Raw genomic sequence first — 26,350 nt, forward strand, 5'->3', positions numbered from 1 at the left:
GGGCGGGCGCCATCGCGCGACCGCGGCGGGCATCCGACGGCGCCGGGCGCGCGGGCGCGGCTTCCGCGGCCGCCGCCGGCGCGTCGGCAGGCATCTCGGATGCGGGACGCATCCCGGTCTCGGGCACCGGGCGCAGCTGCCACGCAATGCCGACCGCCAGGGCCAGCGATGCCGCGATGCCGGCCGCCATGGGCCAGCGCCGGCGCGCGCGTGGCGCACGGCGACGCATGCCCGCGTCGGTGGTCGATCGGGACGCGCCTGCGGCCTTGCGGGCCGCGCCGAGGACCGCCGCGTCCAGCGCGGCCGACGGCGACCTGGCCGTGCCGTCACCTGCCAGGCGGTCGGCCAGCAGGCGTTCTTGGGGCGTCAGCGGTTCGCGGTCGGTTCGGTTCATGGGTTGAGCAAGGTGCGCAGTTTGTCCATCGCGTAGCGCAGTCGCGATTTCACGGTTTCGCGGCCGACGCCGGTGATCGCGCCGATCTCCTCCAGCGTCAGTTCCTGTTCCAGCCGCAGCAGCACCACCTCGCGCTGCTCGTCCGGTAACGCGGCCAGTGCGAGCTGCAGTTGGCGCCGTTGTTCGAACTGCGACAGCTGCCGCTCGGGTGAATCGGGATCGACAATACGCGCGGTGCGCTGCGCCGCATCCTCGGGCGGCGGCGGCCGGTGCTGCGCGGCGCGCCAGTGGTCGGCCAGGCGATTGTGGGCGATGCGGTACAGCCACGTGGTGAACATCGCGTCCGGTGTCCAGTCGGCGCGCGCGGCGATCACGCGCTGCCAGATGTCCTGGAACATCTCGTCGGCCAGCGCGCCGTTGCGCAGCTGGCGCACCAGGAACCGGTAGAGCTTGTCGCGGTGACGCCGGTAGAGCGTCTCGAACGCGGCAACGTCTCCCGCGACCCATGCCTGCATCAGGGCATCGTCACCGGGCGGCGCCGGCTGGCTGTCGATGTCGGGCATGGCCCGCAGGTTACGTGCTGCCGACGGGACCGGGAAGACCGGTCGACAGGGAAGCGTAGGTGCGGGGGTCGCGTGCATGGACGGACGAACGTGCCGCGGGACGCAGCGGGGTCGAAACCGGGAGCGCTGTGACGATTTGGTTATGCTCGCGTCAGCCAGCCTCCGCCAACGCCGCCGTGCCCGATCGCCTGCCCGCCGAACTCCAACGCCCACCGCCCGTCGACGCGGCCACGCGTGCGCGGGAGATCCTGCGGACCGCGCCGGACGGACTGGCGGCGGCGATCGCCTGGCATTGCCCGCTGACCGGTCGCGCCGCCGCGCACGCCGCGCACGCCGGCGCTGCGATGCGCGGGTCGGCCACGGCAGCACTCGATGCCGCGGACACGGCCTCGGCGGATATCCGCATGCAGCGCGCCGCGCGCGGGGACACGCGCGTCGTCGTCGCGGTCGACGCCGGCGCCGACGAGGCCTCGCGCGATGCCTGGGCGCAGCTCGCCGCGCACGCCATGCTCAACGGGCTGGACACGCTGGTCACCGAGCACATCGTGACCACGCTGCAGCGCTCCGAACGGCTGCAGCAGGCCTTGTACGAGATCGCCGATCTCGCCGGCTCCGCGCTCGAGATGGGCGACATGCTGGCCCGGATCCACGCCGTCGTGGGCACGCTGATGACGGCCGAGAACTTCTACATCGTGCTCTACGACGATCTCAGCGAGACCTTGCGGTTCCTGTATTTCGTCGATGCGCTGGATCCCTGGACCGCCGATCCCACGCGGGAACTGCACGTCAACGACATGCCCAACAGCCTGACCATCGCGCTGCTGCGCGCGGGCCAGCCGATGCTCGGCCCGTCGGCGCAATTGCGACAGGTCCACGGCGTCGACGACGGCAACCTGCTGCACGGCCCCGACAGCGCGGACTGGCTGGGCGTCCCGCTGCGCCGCGACGGCCGGGTCTGCGGCGCGATCGTCGTCCAGAGCTACGACCGGCCCGACCGCTACAGCCAGGACGACCGGGCGCTGCTGGAGTTCGTCGCCCAGCACATCCTCACCGCGCTCGACCGCAAGCAGGCGCACGCGGAGCTCGAACGCCGCGTGGATTCGCGCACGCTGGAACTGCAGGAGGCGAACTTCGGCCTGCAGGCGCAGATCGCCGAGCGCGGACGCGCCGAACGGCTGCAGCGGGCGCTGTACCGGATCAGCGAACTGTCGGTCGCCGCCGGCAGCGTGGAGCGCTTCTACGGCGATCTGCACGCGATCGTGGGCGAGCTGCTCTACGCGCGGAACTTCTACATCGCGATGCTGAGCCAGGACGGCGAGCGGCTGGAGTTTCCGTATTCGGTCGACGAGCGCGACGCCGCGCGTCGTCCGCGCGACCGCGCCAACGGCCTGACCGAGTACGTGATCGACAGCGGCGAGCCCTTGCTCGCACGGCGCGAGGGCATTGCGCTGCTCGAGGCCAGTGGTGAGCTGCAGAGCCGCGGCACCCACGCGCAGTGCTGGCTGGGCGTGCCGCTGAGCCGCGACGGGCGCCCGGTGGGTGCGATCGCGGTGCAGAGCTACGATCCGGAGATCGCGTTCACGCACAGCGACCAGGCGCTGCTGACCTTTGTCGCGCATCACATCGACAGCGCGCTGGAACGCAAACGCGCGCAGGAAGCGCTCAAGGCGGCCCACACCGAACTCGAGTTCCGGGTCGACGCGCGCACCCGCGAACTGGAGGAGGCGAACCGGGAGTTGCGTGCGCAGATCGGCGAGCGCGTACGTGCACAGCAACGCCTGGTGCACCAGGCGCGACACGATCCGCTGACCGGACTGCCCAATCGCGTACAGCTGCTCGAGCGACTCAATGCCGCACTCGCGTCCTCGGAAAGCCGGCAGGAACCCTTCGCCGTGCTGTTCCTCGATCTCGACCGCTTCAAGCTGGTCAACGACAGCGTCGGCCACGCGGCGGGCGACGCGATGCTGGTCGAGATCGCGCAGCGCATCTCCGCGCTGCTCGGGCCGCAGGACATGGCCGCGCGTCTGGGCGGCGACGAGTTCGCGCTGGTGCTGGGCGGCGTCGACGACGCGGGCGTCGCCGACACGATGGCGGCCGCGCTGCTGGCCACGCTGGCACGGCCGATGTGGGTGGCCGGGCGCGAGCTGTATCCCTCGGCCAGCATCGGAATCGCGATGTCGCATCCCGGCGCCGATGGCGACGGCCTGCTGCGCGACGCGGACGCGGCGATGTATCGCGCCAAGGCCTGCGGCCGCGATCGCAGCGAACGCTTCGACGAAGCGATGCGCGCCGAGGCGACGCGCCTGCTGGACCTGGAAGCCGATCTGCGCCGGGCGATCCTGCAGGATGCATTCGAGCCGTTCTTCCAGCCCATCGTGCGCCTGTCCGACGGTGCGGTCATCGGCCACGAGGCGCTGCTGCGCTGGCGCCACGAGCTCCACGGCATCCTGCCGCCGGCCGATTTCATCGGCGTGGGCGAGGACAGCGGCCTGATCGAACAGGTCGACTGGCTGATGTACCGCAAGGTCATCGGCATGATGGCGACGCTCGAGGCGCCGGGCTATGTGTCGATCAACGTCTCGCCGCGCCACTTCCGCTCCGACGATTTCGTCGAACGGCTGATGACCCTGGTGGACGGCGCCGGCGCCGATCCATCGCGCCTGCGCATCGAGATCACCGAGGTCGCCTTGCTCGACGACGCGCCCCGTGCGCTGCGCATGCTCAGTCTGCTGCGCGAGCGCGGCGTCATGGCGTTGCTGGACGATTTCGGCACCGGATTTTCGGCGCTGTCCTACCTGCATCGCTTTCCGATCCAGGCGCTGAAGATCGACCAGAGCTTCGTGCAGGGACTGGGCAGCGACCTGCACGCCGAGAGTCTGGCGCTGGTCCGCGCGATCCTTGCGCTCGCCGGCACGCTGGGCATCGACACGATCGCCGAAGGCGTGGAGACGCGGGCGCAGCGCGAGATGCTCGACGAGCTCGGCTGCCAGTACGCGCAGGGCTATCTCTATGGGCGACCCGCACCGTTCTGAGCGGGCGGTGCAGTGACGCGATGCTAGAGTGCCCGCGATTTTTCACAGCACCGGAGCACGCCATGCAGCAGACCCGCTTCTACCCGATCGGCACACCAGGCCAGCCGTGGGGCGACGCCGAACGGGCGGCGTGGCGGACGGCGCAGACGCGCCAGCGCAGCCATGCGGATGACGTGGTCGCCCGCGTGGACGCGTTGCGCACACGCTTCGATGTCGCCGTCTACGACCAGCTCGACGCAGGCGGCCGCTGCTATCCGCTGCTCGCGATCCGCAGCCGCGACTGGCGACCGGACCTGCCGGTCGGCGTGGTCACCGGTGGCGTGCACGGCTACGAAACCAGCGGCGTGGTCGGGGCGCTGGAATTCCTGGAGCAATCCGCTGCGGACTTCGCCGGGCGGATCAATCTGCTGGTCGTGCCCTGCGTCAGTCCCTGGGGCTACGAGCATGTCCAGCGCTGGAACATCGATGCGATCGATCCGAACCGGTCGTTCCGCGCGGGCAGCCCGGCCCGGGAATCCGCGGCGCTGGTCGCGTTGCTCGCGCCGCTGCGGGGCGAGGTGCTGGTCCACGTGGACCTGCACGAGACCACCGACACCGACGAATCCGAGTTCCGGCCCGCGCTGGCCGCGCGCGACGGCGTGGCGTTCGAGCCGGGTGGCATTCCCGACGGGTTCTACCTGGTCGACGACAGCGAACGCCCGCAGCCCGGATTCCAGCAGACCGTGATCGCCGCGGTGGAGCGGGTGACGCATATCGCGCCGGCCGATGCCGACGGCGAGATGATCGGCTCCCCCGTCGTCGCCCACGGCGTCATCGAGTATCCGGTCGTCGAGCTGGGCCTGTGCGCGGGCATCACCGGCGCGCGGTACGTGACCACGACGGAGGTCTATCCCGACAGTCCGCGCACGACGCCGGCCGAATGCAATGCAGCGCAGGTCGCCTCGATCGTGTCGGCACTCGAGTACGCGCTGGCGCATCGCTGAAGGCCGCACCCGGCATGCGGAATTGTGCCGACGCGCCATCGTGCCGGTCTCGCGGACAGGCGCCATCGGCGCGCGACGTACCGCCCGCCCGGTGTCGCGCTTACCATCGGGGTCCGACCCGCCGCTGGAGCACGCCATGGCCACACCGCCCAGACAGACCGCACGCGACTTCGATCCCGATGTGCTCGCCCTGTTCGACGACTACGTGCACGGGGCGATCGACCGCCGCGGATTCCTCAGCCGCGCGGGCCGCATCGCCGGCGCCGCAGGCGCGGCAGGCCTGCTCGCCGCACTGAGCCCGCAGTTCGCGCGGGCGCAGCAGATCGCACCGGACGACGCGCGCCTGCAGACGCGCCACCTCGAATTCGACGCGCCTAGGGGCAATGGCCGCGGCCGCGGCTATCTCGCGCAACCGGCCAAAGCGGACGGTCCGCTGCCCGTGGTGCTGGTGGTCCACGAGAACCGCGGACTCAATCCGCACATCGAGGATGTCACGCGCCGCATCGCGCTCGAGGGCTACATCGCGTTCGCGCCGGATGCGCTGTTCCCGAAGGGCGGCTACCCGGGCGAGGAGGACGCGGCGCGCGCCCTGTTCGCGACGCTCGACCAGGACAAGGCGCGGCAGGATTTCGTGGCGGCAGCGGACTGGCTGCAGGCCGTCGAAGGCGGCAACGGGCATCTCGGCGTCGTCGGCTTCTGCTACGGCGGCGGCATGGCCAACTGGCTGGCGACCCGGCTGCCGACGTTGCGCGCAGCGGTGCCGTTCTATGGGCCGGCCGCGCCGCTGGAGGACGTACCGGAGATCGCCGCCGAACTGCTGGTGGTGCTGGCATCCAACGATGCGCGCGTCAACGCGCAGTGGCCCGACTACGAAGCTGCGCTGCAGGCGGCCGGCAAGACGTTCACGCTGTACCAGCCCGCCGACACCGAGCACGGCTTCAACAACGACACCACGCCGCGCTATGACGAGGCGGCCGCCAGGGAAGCCTGGTCGAAGATGCTGGCGCTGTTCGCACGCACGCTGAAAGTTCCGGCCTGACGATGCTGCGCGGCATCCACCACGTCGCCGTGATCTGCGGCGACTACGCGGTGTCGAAGGCGTTCTACGTCGAGACGCTCGGCCTGCAGGTGCTGTCCGAGCATTTCCGCGCGGACCGGCATTCGTGGAAACTCGATCTCGCCCTGCCGGACGGCAGCCAGATCGAACTGTTCTCCTTCCCAGGCGCGCCGCCGCGCCCGTCCTGGCCGGAGGCGCAAGGCCTGCGCCACCTGGCATTCGCCGTCGACGACATCGACGCGGCCTGCGCGCGATTGACCGCGCAGGGCGTCGCGCTGGAACCCGCGCGCGTCGACCCTTACACCGGACGACGCTTCGTGTTCTTCGCCGATCCCGACGGCTTGCCGCTGGAACTCTACGAAGCGCCCACGGTCGCCTGAGCTCGCAGGCGCGCGCGGCTCAGGAGGCTGCCGGAAACACCGGTTCCGGGCCGGCGGGCACGATGCCGGTCGGATTGATCTGCCGATGACTCTGGTAGTAGTGGCGGCGGATGTGATCGAAGTCCACCGTCGGCGCGACCGCGGGCTCGGCGTACAGCCGCCGGGTATAGGCCAGCAGCACGGGATAGTCCCGGAGCTGCCGCAGGTTGCACTTGAAATGCCCGTGGTAGACCGCGTCGAAGCGGAGCAGGGTGGTGAACAGCCGCCAGTCGGCTTCAGTCTGCACGTCGCCGCACAGCCAGGTCCGTCCGGACAGGTGTGATTCCAGCCAGTCGAGGGTCTCGAACGCACCGCGCACCGCCGCGTCGTAGGCGGACTGGCTCGTCGCGAACCCGGCCTTGTACACGCCATTGTTGAGCCCGTCGTAGATGCGCGCGTTGAGTGCGTCGATCTCGCCGAGCAGCGCATCGGGCGCGTAGTCGCCGGGTATCGCGCCGACGCCGTCGAACGCGCTGTTGAACATGCGGATGATGTCGGCCGATTCGTTGCTGACGATGGTTTCGCGCTGTTTGTCCCACAGCACCGGCACCGTCACCCGCCCGGTGTAGTGCGGATCGGCGCGCACGTAGAGCTGCCAGACCGTCTCGGCGCCGTGCAGCGGATCGGGCACGACGCCGGGGCCGGGTGCGAACGTCCAGCCCGCGTCCGCCATCAGCCAGTGGGTGACCGACAGGCCGATCATCGCCTGCAGGCCCTTGAGTTCGCGGAACAGCGTCGCGCGATGGGCCCAGGGGCAGGCGCGCGCCACGTAGAGGTGATAGCGGCCGGGTTCGGCCTCAAATCCGCCTTCCCCGGTGGGGCCGGGCGCGCCGTCCGGGGTGATCCAGTTGCGGAATGCAGACTCGGGACGTTGCAACGCGCCGTCTTCGCCGACGAGCTTGTCGTCATCGGGTTCCCAGCGGCCTTCGATCAGCATGCCCATGCGGTGGTTGTCCTGTGTGCGGTTGCAGCGCGACGCGCGATGAAAGACGAGCCTCGCCGATCGGGCATCAAGACGACGTCCCCCTCTCCGCATCCCGGCGCGCGGCTTGCCGCCGGACCGGCAGCAAGAGGCCCACCGCCGCGCCGATGAAAACGGTTACGCTGCGCCACGCGACGGTTCACCTGCCGGCGTCGCGACCCTGGGGAGGGCGTGCGAAGACAGCGCGGAGAGACGATGCGAAACCGGGTGCGGTGGCTGTGCGGGGTTGTGTGTGCATTGGGCGGCGCGTCGGCGCATGCGCAGGACGGCCTGCCGCCGCGCGCGGCGTGGACGGCGACGAGTTCGTCGACGCAGGTCCAGGCCGAGGCCATTGAACATCTGGTCGACGGTGATTTCGCGACCAAGACCGGCGGCGCGTTCAGCGCCGGGCACTGGTTCCAGGTGGATCTGGGCCGTGCGAGCGAGATCGGTGGCGTGCGGATCCGCTGGGATCTCGCCAACCCCGAAGGATTCGTGGTGCAGGCCGCCGAGCGTGAGGGCGAGTGGCGCGACGTGCACCTGCAGCCGGATTCGCTGGGCGGGGTCGAAACCCTGTTCTTCGCGCCGGTGCGTGCACGCTGGCTGCGGCTGGCGGCGCTACCGAAAACCTCCGACTGGGGCGTCTCGATCTTCGAGTTCGAACCGCTGCCGGTCGCCGAGGCCGCGCGGATCACGGGGCTGGACGATCCCGACACTGCGAGTGTCTGGCGCAAGGACGGCGCGCCGGTGCCGGTCGCGATGGACGGCGATGCCGGCAGCGTCACGCTGTCGTTCGCCGCGCCACAGCCCACGGCCGGCGTGCGCGTCGAATGGGCCGGCACGCGCAGTGGCGCGATGCTGGAGGCACGCGACGCCGCCGGTGCGTGGCAGGTCGTGGCGCGCGATCCGTTCCCGGGTGACGGCGGCATGTCCACGCTCGCCAGCCCGGTGGCGCTGGATGCGCGCGACTTGCGCGTTCGCGTCTCTGCCGGCGACGGTGCGCCGCCGGCCGTCGCGCGGCTGCGCCTGCTCGGGCCGGGCGAAGTGATGACGCCGATGCGCGCCTACCAGGCCGCCGCTGCGCGCGGAACGGCCGCCCTGTTCCCGCCGTCGCTGCGCATGCAGCAGACCTACTGGACGGTCGTCGGCGTGCACGGTGGCCTGCAGAAATCGATCTTCGACGAGTGGGGCAATCTGGAGGCCTGGAAGGGCGCGCCGCTGGTCCAGGCGATCTGGCGCGATGCGCGCGGCGCGGCCAGCGCTGCCGGCGGAACGCCGGTGCATACGCTGCGCGAACGCTGGATGCCGATGCCGGCCGTCGAGTGGACCGCGACGCCCGATATCGCGGTGCGCAGCGAGACCTTCACCACCACGCTCGACGGCCAGCCGGTCACGTTGCTGCGTCATCGCGTGACCAATCGCGGCGCGACCGCGATCGACGGCACGCTGTCGCTGCTGGTGCGACCGATGCAGATGAATCCCCCGTGGCAGAACGGCGGGCTGTCGCCGATCTCCGATGTCGCGATCGCGCGCGATCCACTGGGCACCGCGGTCCGCGTCAACGACCGCACGCTGCTGACGTCGCTGACCCCGCCGACGCACCAGGGCGCGGCACCGCTCGGCGAAGACGGCGCCACCGAACTCACGCCGCATGCCGCGGCCGGCACGGCGCCCGATGCCGTGTCCGCTCACGACGATGCCGGGCTGGCCGCGTCGCTGCTCGGCTATCGCATGCGACTCGCGCCAGGTGCGAGCGAGTCGGTCGTCGTCGCGTTTCCGCTCGGCGTCGCGCGCACGGACCGCAACGACGGCCCGCTGCCCGAAGCGCCGGCGCTGGTGCCGGCATCCCTGCAGGTCGCGGCGACGCCCGATGCGAGCTTCGACGCGCTGGCCGCGCGCGTGGCCGACGACTGGCGCGCGCGTTTCGGCAACGTGCACATCGCGTTGCCCGACGCCGACCTGCTCGATGCGCTGCGCACGCAGGCGGCGTACATGCTGATCAACCGCACCGGTCAGGCGATGCAGCCGGGGCCGCGCAACTACGACCGCTCCTTCATCCGCGACGGTGCCGCCACGGCCGCCGTGCTGCTGCGCATGGGGCAGGCCGACGTGGCCCGCGATTTCCTGCGCTGGTACACCGACCACGCCGTGCGCGACTCGGGTCTGGTCTCGCCGATCATCAACGACGACGGCACGCTGTTCACCGGCTTCGGCTCCGACATCGAGTTCGACGCCCAAGGCCAGTACATCGCGCTGGTGGCCGATGTCGCGCGGCTCGACGGTGGCCCGGAGACCGTGCGCCACTACCTGCCCCAGGTGACGTCGGCGATGCGCTTCCTGCAGACCCTGCGCGAGCGCACGCTGGTGCCGGGCTACATGGCCGACGCGCCGGCGCCGGCGCGCTTCCGCGGCATCATCGCGCCGTCGATCAGCCACGAAGGCTATTCCAGCCCCACGCACAGCTACTGGGACGACTACTGGGCGCTCAAGGGCTGGCATGACGGCGCCTGGCTGGCCGACCAACTCGGCGATGCGGAGACCGCGGCCTGGGCCCGCAGCCAGTACGACGCGCTGCGCACCGATGTCGCCGCCTCGATCCGCGCGACCATGGCCTGGAGCGGCCAGGACACCGTGCCGGCGGCCGCCGACATTGGCGGCAACGACCCCACCAGCGTGTCGATCGCCCTCGATCCCACCGGTCAGCAGGACCTGCTGCCGGCCGATGCGCTGCGCACGACGTTCGATCGCTACCTCGCCGACTTCCGGCGCAATGCCGGCCCGGATGCGCTGTACGCGTACTCGCCCTACGAACTGCGCAACGTGCTGACCTTCGTGCATCTGGACCAGCCGGAGGCGGCCTGGGAGATGCTCTCGCGCATGTTCGAGGACCGGCGCCCGCGCCCCTGGCACGTCTGGGGCGAGGTCGTGCATTCGCGGCTGCGGTTCCCGCGCTATCTGGGCGACATGCCGCACACCTGGATTGGCGCGGAATACGCGCGCGCGATGTTCGGCATGCTGATGCGCGAGGACGACGCGGTGCTGCAACTGCTGCCCGGCACGCCGCTGGACTGGCTGGCCGGCGAGGGACTGCGCCTCGACGCGTTGCCCACTGCCTACGGGCCTCTGACCCTCCGGGCGCAAGGCGATGCGGAGCGACTTGAGATCGCACTCGGCGACGGGCTGCGCGCGGGCAGTGCGGTGCGGGTCGCGTGGCCGCAACGCACGCGACCGCAACGGGTCACCGTCGATGGCGTGGATGTGCGCACGTTCGATGCGCAGGGCATCCGCCTGCCCGCATCGTTCCGTCGGCTCGAGGCGACCTGGTCGCCGGACTGACGCGGGCGGTGCTGTGACCGCATGGTCACGCCCCCATCGCCATGCTGCATGGCCTCCTTCCCAGCCGAGTCGCCATGCGCAGCCCGCCGCAGAATCCGTACGACCTCGGACGCCACGACATCCCCGACATCCTGCGGACGATCCACACCGAGGTCCGCGAGCGCTTCGGGCACCAGAAGGGCAAGGTCGCCGACTACATTCCCGCGCTGGCGTCGGTGTCCCCCGATACCTTCGGCATGGCGGTCGTCACGCTCGACGGCGAGGTCCATACCGTCGGCGAGGCGCACGCGCCGTTCTCGATCCAGAGCATCTCCAAGGTGCACACGCTGACGCTGGCGCTGGACAAGGCCGGTGACGACCTGTGGAAGCGCGTCGGTCGCGAGCCGTCGGGCGATCCGTTCAACTCGCTGATCCAGCTCGAACACGAGAGCGGCATTCCGCGCAACCCTTTCATCAACGCCGGCGCGATCGTCGTCGCCGACGTGATCCTGTCGCACTACGACGACCCGGAAGCCGCGCTGCTGACGTTCATGCGCGAACGCTCGGGCAACCCGGACCTCGGACGCGACGACGAGATCTGGGAATCGGAACGCAAGAGCGGCTACCGCAACGTGGCGCTGGCCAACTTCATCCGCAGCTTCGGCAACATCCAGAACGACGTGCAGGCGGTGCTGGATTTCTATTACTTCCAGTGCGCGCTGAAGATGAACTGCATCGACCTGGCGCGCAGTCTGCAGTTCCTGGCCGACCGCGGCAGGTGCCCCTCGTCGGGCGAGCAGGTGACGAGCATCGAGCGTGCCCGGCGCACCAATGCGGTGATGATGACCTGCGGCACCTACGACGCCGCCGGGGAGTTCGCGTTCCACGTGGGCCTGCCGGCCAAGAGCGGCGTGGGCGGTGGCATCGTCGCGGTGGTGCCGCATGTGTTGAACCTGTGCGTCTGGTCGCCTGCGCTCGACGACAAGGGCAACTCCCTGCTCGGCGGTTACGCGCTGCACCGGTTCACCCGTCTGACGGGACTGTCGGTGTTCTGAGACCGGACGCGGCGCACCGCGCCCGGTCCCGGGTTCACGGACTCTCGTAGTAGACGTTGTCGACGACCAGTTCGACGTCCTGCGCCGGCGGATCCGCGACCACCATGAACATCTGCTTCACCGCATGCAGATCGAGCTCGTAGAACGCGCTGAAGGGCACCGTCACCTGGTGCCATTGCCCGTCGCGGACCAGTCCGTAGTCCGGTCCACCGGCGGCGAAGTCGACCCAGCTGTCACCGAAGGAGGTGTTGATGCCGATCTTGAACGTCGACGACGTCGTCGTGCGCATGTGGAACTTCAGCGCGCCGCCGGCGTAGGCACTCATGTTGCGGTAGTCGGTCAGGATGCCCAGGCCGAACCATTGCCCCGCGCCTGCGCGGAAGGCCATCGCCTCGTTGCCCTCGAACGGTGCGGCATTGATCGGCGCGAGATTGTTCCAGACGAACAGATCCGCATCGCTGCCGAAATCCAGTGCACCCGCCAGGCCGCCTTGTTCGGAGTAGACGCCGAAGCGTCCCGCCGGCACGGCACTGTCGCCGCCGATTTGCAGCTCGCTGTCGGGATGGTCCTGGTACAGGCGGATCCAGTCGACCAGCATCCGGCCGGGCAGGGGTGCGGTGATGGCGTTCGGATCCGTGATACCCGTGTAGGTGCCGCCCACCGCGAGATTGAGCAACAGAAAATGCGGCTGGTGGAACTCGTGCAGCGAGGCACCCTCGATGTCGGAGATCGCCATCTCGAAGTACTGCAGGCCATCGACGGTGACGCGGATGAATTGCGGATCCCAGGTCATGCGGTAGGTGCGGTAATCGTCATGCAGATTCGTCGGGAAATCCGCGAAATCGCCGTGACTGGCATGGCCACCGCCGTAGTTCCAGTGCACCGCGCCGCCGACCCGGCGGTTCGCCATGCCGGCCGCGATGCCGTCGACGTGGCCGATCTCCATGATGTCGATCTCGCCCCGGTCGGGCCACACGCCGATCGCGCCGAGCATCCAGTACGCCGGCCAGAGGCCGTTGCCCGCTTGCGGCGTCCTAATGCGCGCTTCCAGCGTGCCGTACTTGAAGTGCACACGGCCTTCGGTCTTCAGACGGGCCGAGGTGAAGGGACTGCCCTCGAAATTCTCGCGGCGCGCTTCGATGACGAGATTGCCGTTCTCGACGCGCGCGTTCTCGGGACGGCTGGTGTAGTACTGCAGCTCGCTATTACCCCAGCCGCAGATGCCGATCTGGCAGCCGGTGCCGACGTCGTAGGTCCAGGTGTTGCCGTCGATCGAGGCGCCGTTGAAGTTCTCCTCCCAGACCGGCGTCTGCGCCTGCACGGCAGCGGACAGGGCGAGTGCGGCGAGGCCGGCGCAGGCGGCAATCGGAAGGGCGATGCGGGACGTGCGATCCATGTGGGCTCCTTGCGTGATGGGTTGTGGCCCACCCCCTGCGCTGGACCGGCCCCGACGCTGCCGTTGATTGACAACGCTGTCAAAACCTCGCCGCACCGATGTGCCGTTCGGGGCACGAAGTCACGGAATTGCATTCACACCCTGTGAAATCGCGCGCATACAACAACGCCGATGCTGCGCATGCAGCACCGGCGTGCGATGACGACGCGCAACGCGTGTGGCGAGACGCGTCTGGATGAACGCGGTTATGGCGCGGTATCGACCAGCACCAGCTCCGCGTCTTCGAGCGCCGTGACGCGGATCACCGCCTCGTCGCGGATGGCCGCGCCATCGCGCGCTTCGATGCGCGTGCCGTTGATCTCGACCGCGCCCGACGCCGGCACCAGATACCCCAGACGTCCATCGGCGAACGCGTACTCGGCCGTATCACCGGCCTTGAGCGTCGCACCGAGCACGCGCGCGGCGGCGCGGATCGGCAGGGCATCGTCGTCGCCGTCGAAGCCGCTGGCCAGCGCGATGAAATCACCACTGCGCGCGTCCTTCGGAAACGGCTTGGTGCCCCAGGCCGGCGCGCCGCCGCGTGCATCGGGAATGATCCAGATCTGGAAGATGCGGGTCTGCTCGCCTTCCATGTTGTATTCGGCGTGCTGGATACCGGTGCCCGCGCTCATGACCTGCACATCGCCGGCGCCGGTGCGACCGGCATTGCCGAGGTTGTCCTTGTGGCTGATCGCCCCTTCGCGCACGTAGGTGATGATCTCCATGTCGGAATGCGGGTGCGGCGGAAAGCCGGTGCGCGGCGCGATCAGGTCGTCGTTCCAGACCCGCAGCGCGCCCCAGCCCATGCGCGCCGGCTCGTGGTAGCTGGCGAACGAGAAGTGGTGGTGCGCATCGAGCCAGCCGTGGTTGGCGGCGCCGAGGGTGTCGAAGGGGCGGCGTTCGATCATGTTGATCTCCAGTGCGTGTCGGGAATGGCGCCACGTTACGCCTTGCGCCGCATGCGGGGAACGGAAAGAATGGAACATCATCCATTCCATTTAGGGTGTCATGCAGCTCCCCGATCTCGAAGCCTGGGCGATCTTCGCGCGTGTCGCGGAACTCGGCTCGTTCGCCGCGGCCGCCGAGGTGCTGGGCATCACCCAGCCGACGGTGTCGAAAGCCATCGCACGGCTCGAGAAGCGCATCGGCACGCCGCTGCTGCATCGTACGTCGCGCCGGATGACGCTGACCGCGGCCGGCGAAGCGGCGGTCGAGCGCGCCAGCCGTCTGCTCGCCGAGGGCGAAGCGGTCGAGGCCGCGGTCACCGCGCAGGCGATCAGTCCACGTGGCCACGTGCGCATGGCCGCGCCGATGTCGTTCGGCGTGGCCCATGTGGCGCCGCTGCTGCCGGCCTTCATGGCGAAGTTTCCGGACGTGACGCTGGAGCTGGCGCTCAGTGACGAGACCGTCGACATCGTCGGCGGTGGTTTCGATCTCGCATTGCGCATCGGCACGCTCGACGATTCCAGTCTCGTCGCACGGCGGCTGTGCGGCGTGCGCATCCTGCTGGTCGGCGCGCCGGCGTACTTCGAACGTGCCGGGCGGCCGAAGCATCCGCGCGATCTCGCCGCGCATCGCGGCCTGACCTATGCGTATGCCCGGTCGGGCGCCGCCTGGCGCTTCCACCACGCGCGGCACGGCGATTATTCGGTGGGCGTGCCGTCGGTGTTGCGCGCGAACAATGCCGAAGCCCTGACCCCGGCATTGCTGGCCGGTGCCGGTCTCGCGCTGCAGCCGGAATTCCTGGTCTGGCGCGAGTTGCGCCGCGGCGCGCTCGAGGTGGCATTGCCCGGCTGGCAGCCGCCGGAAATCGCGGTGCACGTGGTCATGCCACCGGGTCGCGGACGACCCGCGCGCGTCCAGGCGCTGGTCGATCATCTGGCGCGCAAGCTTGCGCAGGCGCCATGGGCATCGGCCGAGTGACGCAGGTCGACGCGCGGACCTGCAGTCCACCGTCCACGGCTGGCGCTGCGCGGCGTCCGGATCCGGCGCGCAGCACCTGCGTTACCCTGCGGCCGTTCCCCGAGAGTTCCCGCATGCACCGTGTCCGACGCCTGTCCGTGTGCTGTCTGCTGGCCGCACTCACCGGCTGCATTGCAGGCGGCCCCGCGACCCCGCACCTCCATCCCGATGCCATGACCGACGCCCCGCACCCGATCGAAACCCGTTTCCCGACGCCGTTGCGCTACCTGGACGACGTCGCCGCCGCCGCATCCTCCATGCCGCCGCAGGCGGCGCCCGATGTGGAGGGCGTGCGGATCGGGCGGTTCGCCGGCTACCCGGCGGTGCTGGTCGACACCGGGGACGCGCGCGCCGCGATCGCGCTGCATGGCGGTCATCTGCTGTCCTATGTGCCGACGGGCGGCGAGGACGTGTTCTGGCTGTCGCCGCGGCTTGCCGATGCGCCGGCCGCGATCCGCGGGGGCGTGCCGGTGGTGTGGCCGTTCTTCGGGCGCCAGGGCCAGAACGACGACGTGCCATCGCACGGTTTCGTGCGGACCTTGCGCTGGCATCTGGTCGATGCCGCGCGCGATGCCGACGGCAGCGTGGCGTTGACCCTCGCACCGCCCCGCCATGCCGACCTCGGGCTGGCGCTCCTCATGCACCTGCGCATCGGCAGGACGCTCGAACAGACGCTCGAGACCACCAACACCGGGGATGTACCCGTCGCGTTCACCCAGGCGCTGCACAGCTATTTCCGCGTGTCGGATGTCGCCGATGTCCAGGTCGAAGGCCTCGACGGGCTGCGTTTCCTCGACAAGAACGACGCGTACGCCGCGCACGCGCAGACCGGTGACTGGGTCCTGGACGACGACCGCGATCCCGGCCGCAGCGACTACATCTATACCGACGCAGGCGGGCGCTACCGGCTCGACGACCCGGGACTCGACCGGCGCATTGAGCTGACGACGTCGGGCAGCCACACGCTGGTCGTCTGGAATCCGGGCGAGGCCTCCGCGGAGCGCGGCAGCGACATGAATGATGGCGCCTGGCGCGACTTCCTGTGCCTGGAGGCGGCGAATGCCGGGCCGGATATCGTGCGTCTGGCGCCCGGAAAGACGCACCGCCTGACACAGCGCGTGCGGGTTCTCCCGCGCGACTGAGTCTTCGCAAGCGCGTCCTGGCACCTGCGCTCGCTGGCTTTCGCTAGCAAAAGCCGCCACCGCGAGTGCCATTCGTTGGGTCCCGGGTCAGGGCGGCGTGCACGCCCGGGCCGGTATGCTGGGTGACCGGTTTCGTGTGCAACCGCGAGCCCGGACCCGAAACGAATTCCCGGAGATCGACCTTGAAGAAGACCCTGCTGTCCGCGGCCACCGCCGTCGCGCTGACGATGGCGGCCTCGTCCGCTATCGCCCACGACCACGCGCACACCTGCCTCGACGACCTGTGCCAGCTGCAGTCGCTGTTCCAGGCCGACACGTCCGCCGCCGGCAGCGCCGACGCGATGGTCGCCGCCAAGCGCATGGGCACCTGGGGCATCGACACCGCCGGCATGGATACCAGCGTGCGGCCGGGCGAGGACTTCTTCCGCTACGTCAGCGGCAACTGGGCCGAAAAGACCGAGATTCCGTCCGACAAGTCGAGCTACGGCGCGTTCCTGGTGCTGCGTGATCTGTCGGAGGCGCGCGTGCGCCAGCTGGTCGAGGGCTATCCGACCGGCGATCCCGCGACCGACGGTGACCAGGCCAAGGTCGCCGCGCTGTACGCCGGTTTCATGGACGAGGCCGCGATCGAAGCGCTCGGCGCCAAGCCCCTCGAGCCGAAGCTGGCCGCGATCCGCGCCGCGACCGATCGCGAGGCGCTCGCCACGCTGATGGGCGAAAGCCAGGGTGATTTCGGCCGCAGCTTCTTCGGCCTGGGCGTGTCCGACGACCAGCGCGACCCTGATCGCTACACGTTGTACATGAGCCAGTCGGGCCTCGGCCTGGGCGATCGCGAAATGTACCTGCGCGAGAACTTCGCACCGCAGCGCGAGCGCTACCAGGCCTATATCGCGCAGATGCTCGAGCTCGGCGGCTGGGACAACCCGCAGCAGAACGCCGAAGCCATCCTCGCGCTGGAGACCAGGATCGCCGAGGCGCACTGGACGCGTGCCGAGAGCCGTGACCGCGACAAGACCTACAACCCGGTCGAGCTGTCCGCATTCGAGACCACGGCGCCGGGCTTCCCGTGGGCCACGTATTTCGCGGCCGCCGGCGTGCCGCAGGCGCCGCGCGCCGTCGTGCGCCAGAGCACCGCGATTCCGAAGCTCGCGGCGATCTTCGCCGAGGCCGACATCGCCACGCTGCAGGCCTGGCAGGCATTCGGCACCATCGACAGCGCGTCGCCACTGCTGTCGAAGGCGTTCTCCGACGCCCGCTTCGAATTCCGCAACAAGTTCCTGTCGGGCCAGCCCGAAGAGCAGGAACGCTGGAAGCGCGGCGTGTCGTTCGCCGAGAACACGATGGGCGAGGCGATCGGTCGCGACTACGTGAAGCTGTATTTCCCGGCCGATTCCAAGGCCAAGATGGACGCGCTGGTCGCCAACGTGAAGGTGGCGATGGGCGCGCGTCTCGACCAGCTCGACTGGATGGGCGCCGAAACCAAGGCCGAGGCGCACAAGAAGCTCGAAGGCTTCGGTCTGAAGATCGGCCACCCGGATACCTGGCGCGACTACAGCGGCCTGCAGGTCGCACGTGGCGACGTATTCGGCAACGCCGAGCGCTCGATGGCGTTCGAGTGGGACTACCGTCGCAACCGCCTGGGCAAGGAAGTCGACAAGGGCGAGTGGGGCATGACCCCGCAGACCGTCAACGCGTACTACAACTCGGTCAAGAACGAGATCGTGTTCCCGGCCGCGATCCTGCAGCCGCCGTTCTTCGATCCTGATGCCGATCCGGCTGTCAACTACGGCGCCATCGGCGGCGTGATCGGCCACGAGATCATCCACGGCTTCGACGACCAGGGCCGCAAGTCCGACGGCGAAGGCGTGCTGCGCGACTGGTGGACGGCCGAGGACGCGGCGAAGTTCGAGGCCCAGGCCGCCAAGCTCGGCGCCCAGTACGAGGCCTACGAGTTCCCGCAGCTGCCCGGCATGCACATCAACGGCAAGGTTGCGATGGGCGAGAACATCGGTGACCTGGGCGGCATCACGATCGCGCTCGAGGCCTACCGCCGTTCGCTCGACGGCAAGCCGGCGCCGGAGCTCGACGGCTTCAGCGGCGAACAGCGTCTGTTCATGGGCTGGGCGCAGGTGTGGCGCACCCTGTGGCGCGACGATGCGCTGCGTCAGCAGCTGGTCAACGGCACGCATTCGCCGGGACACATCCGCGCGTTCGCGCCGCTGCGCAATGTCGACGCGTGGTATGACGCGTTCGACATCACCGCGCAGGATGCGCTGTGGATCGCACCGGAAGATCGTGTGCGCATCTGGTGATCCGCGACGATCGCTGAGTGACCAAAAGGGCCGGGATCTCCCGGCCCTTTTCTGTATATCGACTCAACATGCGGCGGTGGATTCAGTCGTGCAGCGTGCTCGCGATCCGGACCTCGCCGGTCAGCAGTCTGTGCACCGGGCACGTATTCGCGATCTGCAACAGTCGTGCGCGCTGGTCCGCATCGAGCGGTCCGCGCAGGGTGATGTGCCGCGTGATGTCGGTGCCGGCGGCCGGCTTGCCATCCGGATCGAGCAGGAGTTCGACGTCGACGCCTTCCAGCGGCCACTGCTTGCGCGCGGCGTACATCCGCAGCGTGATCGCGGTGCATGCCCCCAGCGCCGACAGCAGCAGGTGGTCGGGCGTCGGTGCGCTGTCGCCACCACCGAGCGAGGCGGGCTCGTCGGCGGCCCATCGGTGACCCGCGCCGTCTTCCAGCGCGACACGGAAATCCACACCGTCGGTGCGTGCGTCGAGTCGGGCGCGAGCGGTCATGTCGGGGGCTCCGGAACCGACGGCCGTGATGGCCGTCCTCGATTCACACTGCCACGGACATCGCCGCGCCGTCAGCCGACGCGCGTGTTCATCCCGGCGCGTAGTACGTGGGGGCGCCCGGTCCGACCGGCAGGCCGAGCACGAACACCCAGACGAAGAACAGCAGCGTCCAGCCGACGAAGAACACGATCGAGTAGGGCAGCATCATCGCGATCAGCGTGCCCACGCCGAGATCGCGTTTGTAGCGCGCGGCGAAGGCCATGATCAGACCGAAGTAGCTCATCATCGGCGTGATCAGATTGGTCACCGAATCGCCGATGCGGTAGGCCGCCTGGATCACTTCGGGGCTGTACCCCACCAGCATCAGCATCGGCACGAAGATCGGCGCGGTCACCGCCCACTGCGCCGAGGCCGAGCCCAGCGACAGGTTGATCAGGCCGCACAGGGCGATGAAGGCCAGGAACACCAGCGGTCCGGTCAGGCCGATCGACTCCAGAAGGCTGGAGCCGAGTACCGCCATCACCTGGCCCAGCTGGGTCCAGTTGAAGAACGCGACGAACTGCGCGGCGAAGAACACCAGCACGATATACAGGCTCAGCGTGCCCATCGATTTCGCCATCGCGTCGATGACGTCGCGATCGTTGCGGATCGATCCTGTGAGCGCGCCGTAGACGATGCCCGCCACCGCGAAGAACACCGCCACCAGCACCACGATGCCGGTCAGGAACGGCCGCAGGCTGCCGAGCGTGTCCTCAACGCCCGGCAGGCGCAGTGCGCCGTTCGACGGAACCACCAGCGCGGCGATACCGGCCGCGACGAGCAGCGCAGCCAGGCCGGCCCACAGCAGCGCCCGGCGTTCGCGGGCGGCCAGCGGATCCATGTTCACCGGCTCGGCATCGGGGTCGAGATCCTTCGGATCGAAGGCGCCCAGTTTCGGTTCCACGATGTAGGTGGTCACGAACCAGCCCATCGCGGTCACCACGAAGGTGCTGGCGATCATGAAGTACCAGTTGACCGCCGCATGCACCTCGTAGGCGGGGTCGATCAGCCGTGCCGCTTCCTGGGTGATGCCGGCCAGAAGCGGATCGACGGTGCCGATCAGCAGGTTGGCGCTGTAGCCGCCCGAGACGCCGGAGAACGCAGCGGCCAGACCTGCCAGCGGGTGGCGCCCCAGCGCGTGGAAGATCGCTGCGGCCAGCGGAATCACCACCACGTAGCCCATTTCCGACGCGGTGTTGGACAGGATCGCGGCGAACACCACGACCACCGTCACCAGACTCTTGGGCGCGCCGAGCACCAGCTGCTTGATCGCCGCGGTCAGCAGGCCGGACCGCTCGGCGATGCCGACGCCGAGCATCGCGACGAGCACGGTGCCCAGGGGCACGAAGGATGTGAAGTTGGTCACCAGCCCGGTGACGATGCGGCGCAGCCCCTCGGCGTCGAGCAGGCTGATGACCCGGATGATCCCGTCGTCGGCGCGTCCGCTCGAACCCACGGGACGCGGATCGGGCACCGACACGCCGTAGGCGCCGAGAATGCCCGACAGCAGCACGATCGACAGTGCGAGCAGGGCGAACAGCGTCACCGGATGCGGCAGCAGGTTGCCGAGGAACTCGACGCCGTTGAGCAGCCGCGTGATGGCGCTGCGCGGAGGAGGAGACGCGGGGCCAGCCGCCTTGCGTGAAGTCATCGTGCCTGCCGTGTCGGGTGGCCAGCCAGTCTAGCAAGCGCTGCGGACGCGTCTCAGGCAGGCCGGAGGCGCGCCCCGCAGGCCTCAGCCGCGCGCCGCCTGCGCGATGAAGTCGTCCACCTCGCGCTCCAGGAGGTCCAGCGGCACCACGCCGGTCAGCAGCACCCGGTTGTGGAAGGCGCGCGGATCGAAGCGCTCGCCGAGTGCATCGCGGGCCTTGTCGCGCAGACGCACGATTTCGAGCTGGCCGATCATGTACGACGTCGCCTGTCCGGGCATCACCACGTAACGGTCGACCTCGGATGCGGGAATGCCGTAGTCGATCGCCTGCTGGCGCGTCCAGCGCATCGCGTGCAGACCGGTGTCGACGACGAGGCGGCGCGCGCGGAACAGCTCGGCATCCAGCTGGCCCAGGCGGCCCTCCGGGTCGCCCTCGTACCAGCCTTCCTCGGCGGCGAGACGCTCGGCGTACAGCGCCCAGCCCTCGCTGAAGGCCGAGATGCCGCCGAGCGCGCGCGTCTGCCGGAACTTGGGCAGTGCGGCGTTCTCGACCGACAGCGCGACCTGGAAATGATGGCCCGGCACGGTCTCGTGGTAGACCAGCGTGCGCAGGCCGAAGCGGGTCAGGCGGTCCTTGCGCAGCGGCATCTGGTAGACGCCCGGGCGCGAACCGTCGAGCGGCGGCGCGGTGTAACTGGCAGCGGCGCTGTCCCAGCGGTATTCGGGATAGGGCTGCGCGATCACGGCCGAGCGCGGACGGATGTCGAACAGCGCATCGCTGCGGCGCTCGGCATCGCGCATCATCGTGGCGATGTCGGCCATGATCGCCGCGCGGCCGGCGTCGTCATCGGGATAGGCGAGATCGCTGCGCAGCTGCTTGAGACGCGCTTCCACACTGCCGTCGCCGCGGCCGATCGAACGCAGGATGGTGTCCATCTCCGCTTCGATGCGCGCGACTTCGCGCAGGCCGATCGCGTGGATCTCCTCCGCGCCTAGCGCCGTCGAGGTGAAGCGTCGCAGCTGGAAGGCGTACGCGTCCGCGCCATCGGGGAAGCGCCACAGGCCGGCATCGGCCGTCGTGCGCGGCAGCTGGCGTTCGAGTTCCGCGATCGCACGCGACCAGGCGGGATACACGCCGGTTTCGACCAGTTGCGTCGCCTTGGCCACGTGCGCGGCACGCGCGGTTGCATCGATGGCGTCGACCGTCTGCAGGCGCGTGTCGAAGGTCGCGACCAGCGGATTGCGCGCGGGCGCGTCGGCAATGAAGCGACGCATCTGCGCGATCGTCGCCTCGACGATGAAGCGCGGCGGCAACACGTCGCGCGCGGCGAGTTCGGCGGCGCGCGCGGTGGCCTCATCCATGCGGGCCTCGAACTGCGACAGGCGCGCGAGATAGCTCTCGGCATCGGCGGCGCTGCGCAGCGGATGCACCACCGTCATCAGATTCGGCAGATTGACGTTGGCACCACTGAACTGCTGCAGCGGAAAGCCGTAGTCGTCGAAGCGATCGCCTTCGACGAGGCTGCGCAGCTGCCACGCCATCAGCTCGGCGGACACGCGGTCGGTATCGTTCATCGACCCGCGGTCGAGCGCCGAGAGTTCGGTCAGCCCGCGCTGCGCGAGCGCGATGGTCCCGGCGCGGAACGCCTGCGTCTGCGGCGTGAGTTCGCGGTCCATGCGCGCCTGTTCGGCATCGCCGAAGTAGCGGCTCGCGGTCGATGCCGACGGCTGGCGTCGCATCCACTCGTCGGTGAAGCGTTCGAAGAAGATCGACGCCTGTGTCGGCGATTCGACGCTGGCGTGCGTGTCGACCGGTTCGCCACGTTGCATGGGCGCGCATGCGGTGAGCAGGCAGGCGCCGGCAAGCGCGAGCGCGAGAGACGCGGGACGGATCGGCAAACGCATCGGAACTCCAGACGAAGGCAGGCCCTGCGATTCTACGCAGGGCCTGCCGATGGCCGGAACGCGCGGCGGCGATCAGCCGTGCACGCGGAACCGGATCGCGTCGTCGATGAAGGTCTTCTCGCCGAAACCGGCCTCGTGCGAACCGAACGGCATCTGCGCGCGCAGGCGCCACGTAGACGGGATGTCCCACTCGGCCGCGACGGCCGCATCGGGCAGCGGGTTGTAGTGCTGCAGGCTCGCGCCGATGTCGGCTTCGGCCAGTGCGGTCCACACCGCGTACTGCGCGATGCCGGTGGAGTGCTCGGACCAGACCGGGAAATTGTCGGCGTAGAGCGGGTATTTCTCCTGCAAAGCCTGCACGGTCGCCATGTCTTCGTAGAACAGCACGGTGCCGGCGCCCGCAGCGAAACTGTCGACCTTCTTTTCGGTGTCGGCGAACGCATCCGCCGGCACGATCTCGCGCAGCGCATCTTTCACGAAGCTCCAGAACTTCAGACTCTCGTCGCCGAACAGGATCACGGCGCGCGAACTCTGCGAGTTGAACGAAGAGGGCGCCTGGCGCACGGCTTCCTGGATCAGCGCGGTGGCGTCGGTCTGCGACACCGGCAGGGACTTGCCCAGGGCGTACTGGCTACGGCGACGGGTGGCGGCGGCAATGAAGGTGTTGGACATGCTCGGGACTCGAGGGAGGCGGGTCGATGCCGCGTGCTGCGGCCTCCCCACAAGTCTGGCGATGTCTCATCAGTAGAACGACCCGGTCAATCGGGAAGGATCGTTGCATCTGGGTCAACGATCGACGTCGTCCTCTGCGCCGCTCGGAGCGGCGCTCTGGGCTTCCCGGTGCATCAGATAAAGGCGCAGATCGAACTCCAGCTGGTGGTAATCCGGCAACATGTGCGTGCAGAGGTTGTAGAACGCGCGGTTGTGGTCGCTTTCCTTCAGATGCGCCAGCTCGTGCACCACGATCATCTCGAGAAACGCGGCGGGTGCGTCGCGGAACACGCTGGCGACGCGGATCTCGCGATTCGCTTTCAGCCGTCCGCCCTGCACGCGCGAGATGGTCGTATGCGTGCCCAGCGCGTGCTTGAGCACCTGCAGCTTGCCGTCGTAGACCGCCTTGTGCAGCGGCGTGGACTGGCGCAGATACCGGTCCTTGAGCGCCTGCACGTAGTCGTAGAGCTGGCGATCGTTGCGGACGGCATGCGGTTCGGGATAGCGGCGGGCGAGGTAATCGCCCAGGCGTCCGGCGTCGCGCAACGCACGCACGCGCGTTTGGACATCGGCGGGATAGCCGGCGAGATAGGGCAGGGGATCCATCGCGGCACGATACCGACGGAGCGGACATCGCGCAGCCGGTATCATCGACCGCCGGACACCGTGGACGATGTGGCATGCGCAATCCGCTGCAGGAACAGCTGTTGAAGGCCGGCCTGGTCAAGAAGGGCAAGGTTGCCGAAATCGCGCGCGAGCAGACGAAGGCGCGACACGGCAAACAGCCCGCGGCGAAGACCGAATCGCAGCGCGAGGTCGAGCGCGTGCGCCAGGACAAGGTCGAACGCGATCGCGCGCTGGCGCAGGCCCGAAACGAGGAGGCCCGCGAGCGCGAGCGTCGCGCGCAGGCGCGGCAGCTGGTCGTCGACCACCAGGTCAAATCGACGGGCGAGCGTGCATACCGGTTCGATGTGGATGGCGGCATCCGCAGCGTCGTGGTCGACGACGCGCAGGCGCGCCAGCTGGCCAGTGGCGTGCTGGTGATCGCACTGCTCGACGGCAGCTTCGTGCTGTTGCCGCGCGCCGTCGTTTCACGCGTGCGCGAACGGGATCCGCAGGCCATCGTGCTCGACCATGCGGGCGACGCCTCGGCGCAGAGTGTCGATGACGATTACGCCGACCCCAGATACGCAGTGCCGGACGATCTGCTCTGGTGACGCACGCCTATACACGAACGGGCCGGCCAGTGGCCGACCCGTCCGGGTAATCGGAATGTCCTGACGCGTGCCGCCAAGCGGTCAGCGGCGTACGCGCTCGCAACGGGTTTCGACGACGCGGTTGCCGTTGGCTTCCTGACGGTTGCCCTGCACGTTGCGGCCGATTGCGCCACCGGCGACGGCGCCGCCCACGGTGGCCAGCTTGCGGCCGTTGCCGCTGCCGATCTGGTTGCCGACGAGTCCGCCGATGACGGCGCCTGCGGCGGTACCGCCGATACGGTTGGGATCGCTCGTATTGCGCTGCACCTCGACCTCGTCGCAGACCACACGACTGCCGTCGTCGAAGCGGCGTCCTTCGTCTTCCGGGCCATAGCTCTGGGCGTGGACCAGGGTCGTGCCGGCCAGCGACAGCAGGCCGAAGGCGACAAGGGTGCGGATGGGCTTCATGGCAGTGCTCCAGACGGATGACAGGTCCGCATGCTTGCAGTGGGAACCGGCGGCCGAGGTGAAATCGTGCGCATCTGGAATCCGCAGTTCATCTCCCGGGGTGCAGCGTGACGCCGGCGTCAGACGTAGTGCATCACGCGGCTCATGCCGCCATCGACCACGATGTTCTGGCCGGTCATGAACGCGGACGCGTCGGAAAGCAGATGGACCGCCAATGCGCCGATATCGTCGGGGACCCCGGCGCGTCCGGCGGGATGCTGCACGTGGTCGCGCTTCGAGAGTGCGGGCGCACGACGCGCAGTCGGCTTGCGCCAGTCGTCGGTGACGATCCAGCCTGGACTGATCGCGTTGACGCGCACCCGTGGACCTTCGCTGATCGCCAGCGCATGCGTGAAGCCCACGACGCCGCCCTTGGCCGATGCATAGGCTTCGGTGTGCGGCTCGGATTGCAGCGCCCGGCTGGACGCGATGTTGACGATCGCCCCGTGCGCGTCCCGCAACGCGGGCAGCGCATGCTTGCTGCACAGGAACGTGCCGGTCAGATGCGCGTCGATGAAGCGCCGCCAGTCGGCCAGTGCAAGTGCCGACACGTCGTCGATCGCCGGATCCGCGGGACCCGCGTTGTTGACGAGGCCGTCGATGCGGCCGAACGCGGCCTGCGCCTTCCCGACGAACGCGCGCACCGATGCCTCTCGGGAAACGTCCAGGGTGAGGAAGCGTGCACGGTCGCCAACGTCCCATTCGACGAGGCAGGCCCGGCCCGCGGCGCGGTCGAGATCGCCGATCACCACACGCCCGCCGGCGCCCAGCACGGCCTGGGCGATGCCACGCCCGATGCCTTGCGCACCGCCGGTGACCAGCACCACGCGATCGAGCAGGGGACTGGCGTCGAACGGCCGGATCGGTGGTGTCAGCGACATGCGGGCAGCTCCTGGAGCACAGGCCCACACGATACGGCGGGGTGGATCGACGCGCCGTCGTCAGGACGACAGCGCGGGATTCAGCTCGCGCGGCGCTTGCGCGGCGCGGCTTCGACCGGTGGCGGCGCGGCAGGGCCGTCGATGCGCGTCAGGGTGCGCGTGTTGCCGAGCACTTCGATCTTGCCGCCCGACTTGCGGAACGAGGCCAGATCATCGGCGATGCGATCGCTGGTCAGCGATGCGCCACGCTCGTTGGGCTTGCGCGCACCTGCGAACAGGTGGCGCGTGTCGGACTGTGGGGGACTCGGGTTCTTGGTGCGGGACATCCGGTGGACTC

22 protein-coding genes and 1 pseudogene are annotated in these 26,350 nt (G+C 69.3%); 10 read left to right on the plus strand and 13 right to left on the minus strand.

Going from position 1 to position 26,350, the window contains the following annotated elements; translation table 11 throughout:
* Together CURTO8I2_RS13025 and CURTO8I2_RS13030 are read right to left on the minus strand one after the other, a co-directional pair.
* Nucleotides 1-394 (minus strand): annotated as a pseudogene (locus CURTO8I2_RS13025) (hypothetical protein); the annotation flags it as partial.
* Nucleotides 391-957, minus strand: a complete 567-nt coding sequence (locus tag CURTO8I2_RS13030) for an RNA polymerase sigma factor (protein ID WP_159681700.1) — start codon at nt 955-957, stop codon at nt 391-393. The gene CURTO8I2_RS13030 and the pseudogene CURTO8I2_RS13025, both read right to left, overlap by 4 nt.
* A gap of 176 nt (nt 958-1,133) precedes the next feature.
* Here CURTO8I2_RS13030 and CURTO8I2_RS13035 point away from each other — a divergent pair, with 176 nt between their 5' ends.
* The 4 genes from CURTO8I2_RS13035 (at nt 1,134) to CURTO8I2_RS13050 (ending at nt 6,409) form a co-directional block, all read left to right on the plus strand.
* Nucleotides 1,134-3,989 carry an EAL domain-containing protein gene (locus CURTO8I2_RS13035; protein WP_236551151.1) on the plus strand — a complete coding sequence of 952 codons (2,856 nt, stop codon included), beginning with the start codon at nt 1,134-1,136 and terminating at the stop codon, nt 3,987-3,989.
* A gap of 62 nt (nt 3,990-4,051) precedes the next feature.
* Complete coding sequence (locus tag CURTO8I2_RS13040) at nt 4,052-4,972, plus strand: DUF2817 domain-containing protein (RefSeq protein WP_159681701.1); 921 nt, start codon at nt 4,052-4,054, stop codon at nt 4,970-4,972.
* Between the two features lie 136 nt (nt 4,973-5,108).
* A complete protein-coding gene (locus CURTO8I2_RS13045) occupies nt 5,109-6,011 on the plus strand; it encodes a dienelactone hydrolase family protein (protein ID WP_159681702.1) in 903 nt (300 codons plus the stop codon).
* Nucleotides 6,012-6,013: 2 nt separating this feature from the next.
* Nucleotides 6,014-6,409 (plus strand): VOC family protein, encoded by a 396-nt coding sequence (locus CURTO8I2_RS13050; protein WP_159681703.1) that lies wholly within the window; start codon nt 6,014-6,016, stop codon nt 6,407-6,409.
* A gap of 19 nt (nt 6,410-6,428) precedes the next feature.
* Here CURTO8I2_RS13050 and CURTO8I2_RS13055 read toward each other — a convergent pair whose 3' ends face one another.
* On the minus strand, nt 6,429-7,391 hold the full coding sequence (locus tag CURTO8I2_RS13055) for a glutathione S-transferase family protein (protein WP_159681704.1): 963 nt from the start codon (nt 7,389-7,391) through the stop codon (nt 6,429-6,431).
* A gap of 234 nt (nt 7,392-7,625) precedes the next feature.
* Between CURTO8I2_RS13055 and CURTO8I2_RS13060 the strand changes: the two genes are divergently transcribed.
* Both CURTO8I2_RS13060 and CURTO8I2_RS13065 read left to right on the plus strand, forming a co-directional pair.
* Nucleotides 7,626-10,745 (plus strand): discoidin domain-containing protein, encoded by a 3,120-nt coding sequence (locus tag CURTO8I2_RS13060; protein ID WP_159681705.1) that lies wholly within the window; start codon nt 7,626-7,628, stop codon nt 10,743-10,745.
* Between the two features lie 74 nt (nt 10,746-10,819).
* Complete coding sequence (locus CURTO8I2_RS13065; protein WP_159681706.1) at nt 10,820-11,779, plus strand: glutaminase; 960 nt, start codon at nt 10,820-10,822, stop codon at nt 11,777-11,779.
* Between the two features lie 34 nt (nt 11,780-11,813).
* Here CURTO8I2_RS13065 and CURTO8I2_RS13070 read toward each other — a convergent pair whose 3' ends face one another.
* Together CURTO8I2_RS13070 and CURTO8I2_RS13075 are read right to left on the minus strand one after the other, a co-directional pair.
* The gene (locus tag CURTO8I2_RS13070) at nt 11,814-13,175 is read right to left on the minus strand and encodes a glycoside hydrolase family 16 protein (RefSeq protein ID WP_159681707.1); all 1,362 of its coding nucleotides are present in this window, start codon (nt 13,173-13,175) and stop codon (nt 11,814-11,816) included.
* A 245-nt stretch (nt 13,176-13,420) separates the two neighbouring features.
* A complete protein-coding gene (locus CURTO8I2_RS13075) occupies nt 13,421-14,122 on the minus strand; it encodes a pirin family protein (RefSeq protein WP_159681708.1) in 702 nt (233 codons plus the stop codon).
* A 100-nt stretch (nt 14,123-14,222) separates the two neighbouring features.
* Here CURTO8I2_RS13075 and CURTO8I2_RS13080 point away from each other — a divergent pair, with 100 nt between their 5' ends.
* From CURTO8I2_RS13080 to CURTO8I2_RS13090, 3 genes are all read left to right on the plus strand, one after another.
* Nucleotides 14,223-15,137, plus strand: a complete 915-nt coding sequence (locus CURTO8I2_RS13080; RefSeq protein ID WP_159681709.1) for a LysR family transcriptional regulator — start codon at nt 14,223-14,225, stop codon at nt 15,135-15,137.
* 113 nt (nt 15,138-15,250) lie between these two features.
* The gene (locus CURTO8I2_RS13085) at nt 15,251-16,318 is read left to right on the plus strand and encodes a D-hexose-6-phosphate mutarotase (protein ID WP_236551152.1); all 1,068 of its coding nucleotides are present in this window, start codon (nt 15,251-15,253) and stop codon (nt 16,316-16,318) included.
* A 182-nt stretch (nt 16,319-16,500) separates the two neighbouring features.
* The gene (locus CURTO8I2_RS13090) at nt 16,501-18,630 is read left to right on the plus strand and encodes a M13-type metalloendopeptidase (protein WP_236551153.1); all 2,130 of its coding nucleotides are present in this window, start codon (nt 16,501-16,503) and stop codon (nt 18,628-18,630) included.
* An 82-nt stretch (nt 18,631-18,712) separates the two neighbouring features.
* Here CURTO8I2_RS13090 and CURTO8I2_RS13095 read toward each other — a convergent pair whose 3' ends face one another.
* The 5 genes from CURTO8I2_RS13095 to CURTO8I2_RS13115 all read right to left on the minus strand — a co-directional run bounded on the left by CURTO8I2_RS13095 (nt 18,713) and on the right by CURTO8I2_RS13115 (nt 24,080).
* Nucleotides 18,713-19,123, minus strand: a complete 411-nt coding sequence (locus CURTO8I2_RS13095; RefSeq protein WP_159681710.1) for an OsmC family protein — start codon at nt 19,121-19,123, stop codon at nt 18,713-18,715.
* 88 nt (nt 19,124-19,211) lie between these two features.
* Nucleotides 19,212-20,813 carry an AbgT family transporter gene (locus CURTO8I2_RS13100; RefSeq protein WP_159681711.1) on the minus strand — a complete coding sequence of 534 codons (1,602 nt, stop codon included), beginning with the start codon at nt 20,811-20,813 and terminating at the stop codon, nt 19,212-19,214.
* Nucleotides 20,814-20,897: 84 nt separating this feature from the next.
* Nucleotides 20,898-22,718, minus strand: coding sequence for a DUF885 domain-containing protein (locus CURTO8I2_RS13105; RefSeq protein ID WP_159681712.1), 1,821 nt, complete (start codon nt 22,716-22,718; stop codon nt 20,898-20,900).
* A 72-nt stretch (nt 22,719-22,790) separates the two neighbouring features.
* Complete coding sequence (locus CURTO8I2_RS13110) at nt 22,791-23,390, minus strand: nitroreductase family protein (protein ID WP_159681713.1); 600 nt, start codon at nt 23,388-23,390, stop codon at nt 22,791-22,793.
* A 114-nt stretch (nt 23,391-23,504) separates the two neighbouring features.
* Entirely contained in the window at nt 23,505-24,080 is a 576-nt protein-coding gene (locus tag CURTO8I2_RS13115; RefSeq protein ID WP_343161358.1) for a M48 family metallopeptidase, read from the minus strand.
* A gap of 29 nt (nt 24,081-24,109) precedes the next feature.
* Between CURTO8I2_RS13115 and CURTO8I2_RS13120 the strand changes: the two genes are divergently transcribed.
* Nucleotides 24,110-24,646, plus strand: coding sequence for a DUF2058 family protein (locus CURTO8I2_RS13120; RefSeq protein ID WP_159681715.1), 537 nt, complete (start codon nt 24,110-24,112; stop codon nt 24,644-24,646).
* A gap of 81 nt (nt 24,647-24,727) precedes the next feature.
* On the opposite strand, the gene CURTO8I2_RS13125 is transcribed toward CURTO8I2_RS13120, so the two are convergent.
* From CURTO8I2_RS13125 to CURTO8I2_RS13135, 3 genes are all read right to left on the minus strand, one after another.
* Nucleotides 24,728-25,093, minus strand: a complete 366-nt coding sequence (locus CURTO8I2_RS13125) for a glycine zipper 2TM domain-containing protein (RefSeq protein ID WP_159681716.1) — start codon at nt 25,091-25,093, stop codon at nt 24,728-24,730.
* Nucleotides 25,094-25,212: 119 nt separating this feature from the next.
* On the minus strand, nt 25,213-26,013 hold the full coding sequence (locus CURTO8I2_RS13130; protein WP_159681717.1) for an SDR family oxidoreductase: 801 nt from the start codon (nt 26,011-26,013) through the stop codon (nt 25,213-25,215).
* 80 nt (nt 26,014-26,093) lie between these two features.
* Entirely contained in the window at nt 26,094-26,339 is a 246-nt protein-coding gene (locus CURTO8I2_RS13135) for a hypothetical protein (protein WP_236551154.1), read from the minus strand.
* Between the last annotated feature and the right edge of the window lie 11 nt (nt 26,340-26,350).

Origin of the sequence: Luteimonas sp. 9C (genome assembly GCF_902506295.1) — a bacterium.
Lineage (GTDB): Bacteria > Pseudomonadota > Gammaproteobacteria > Xanthomonadales > Xanthomonadaceae > Luteimonas.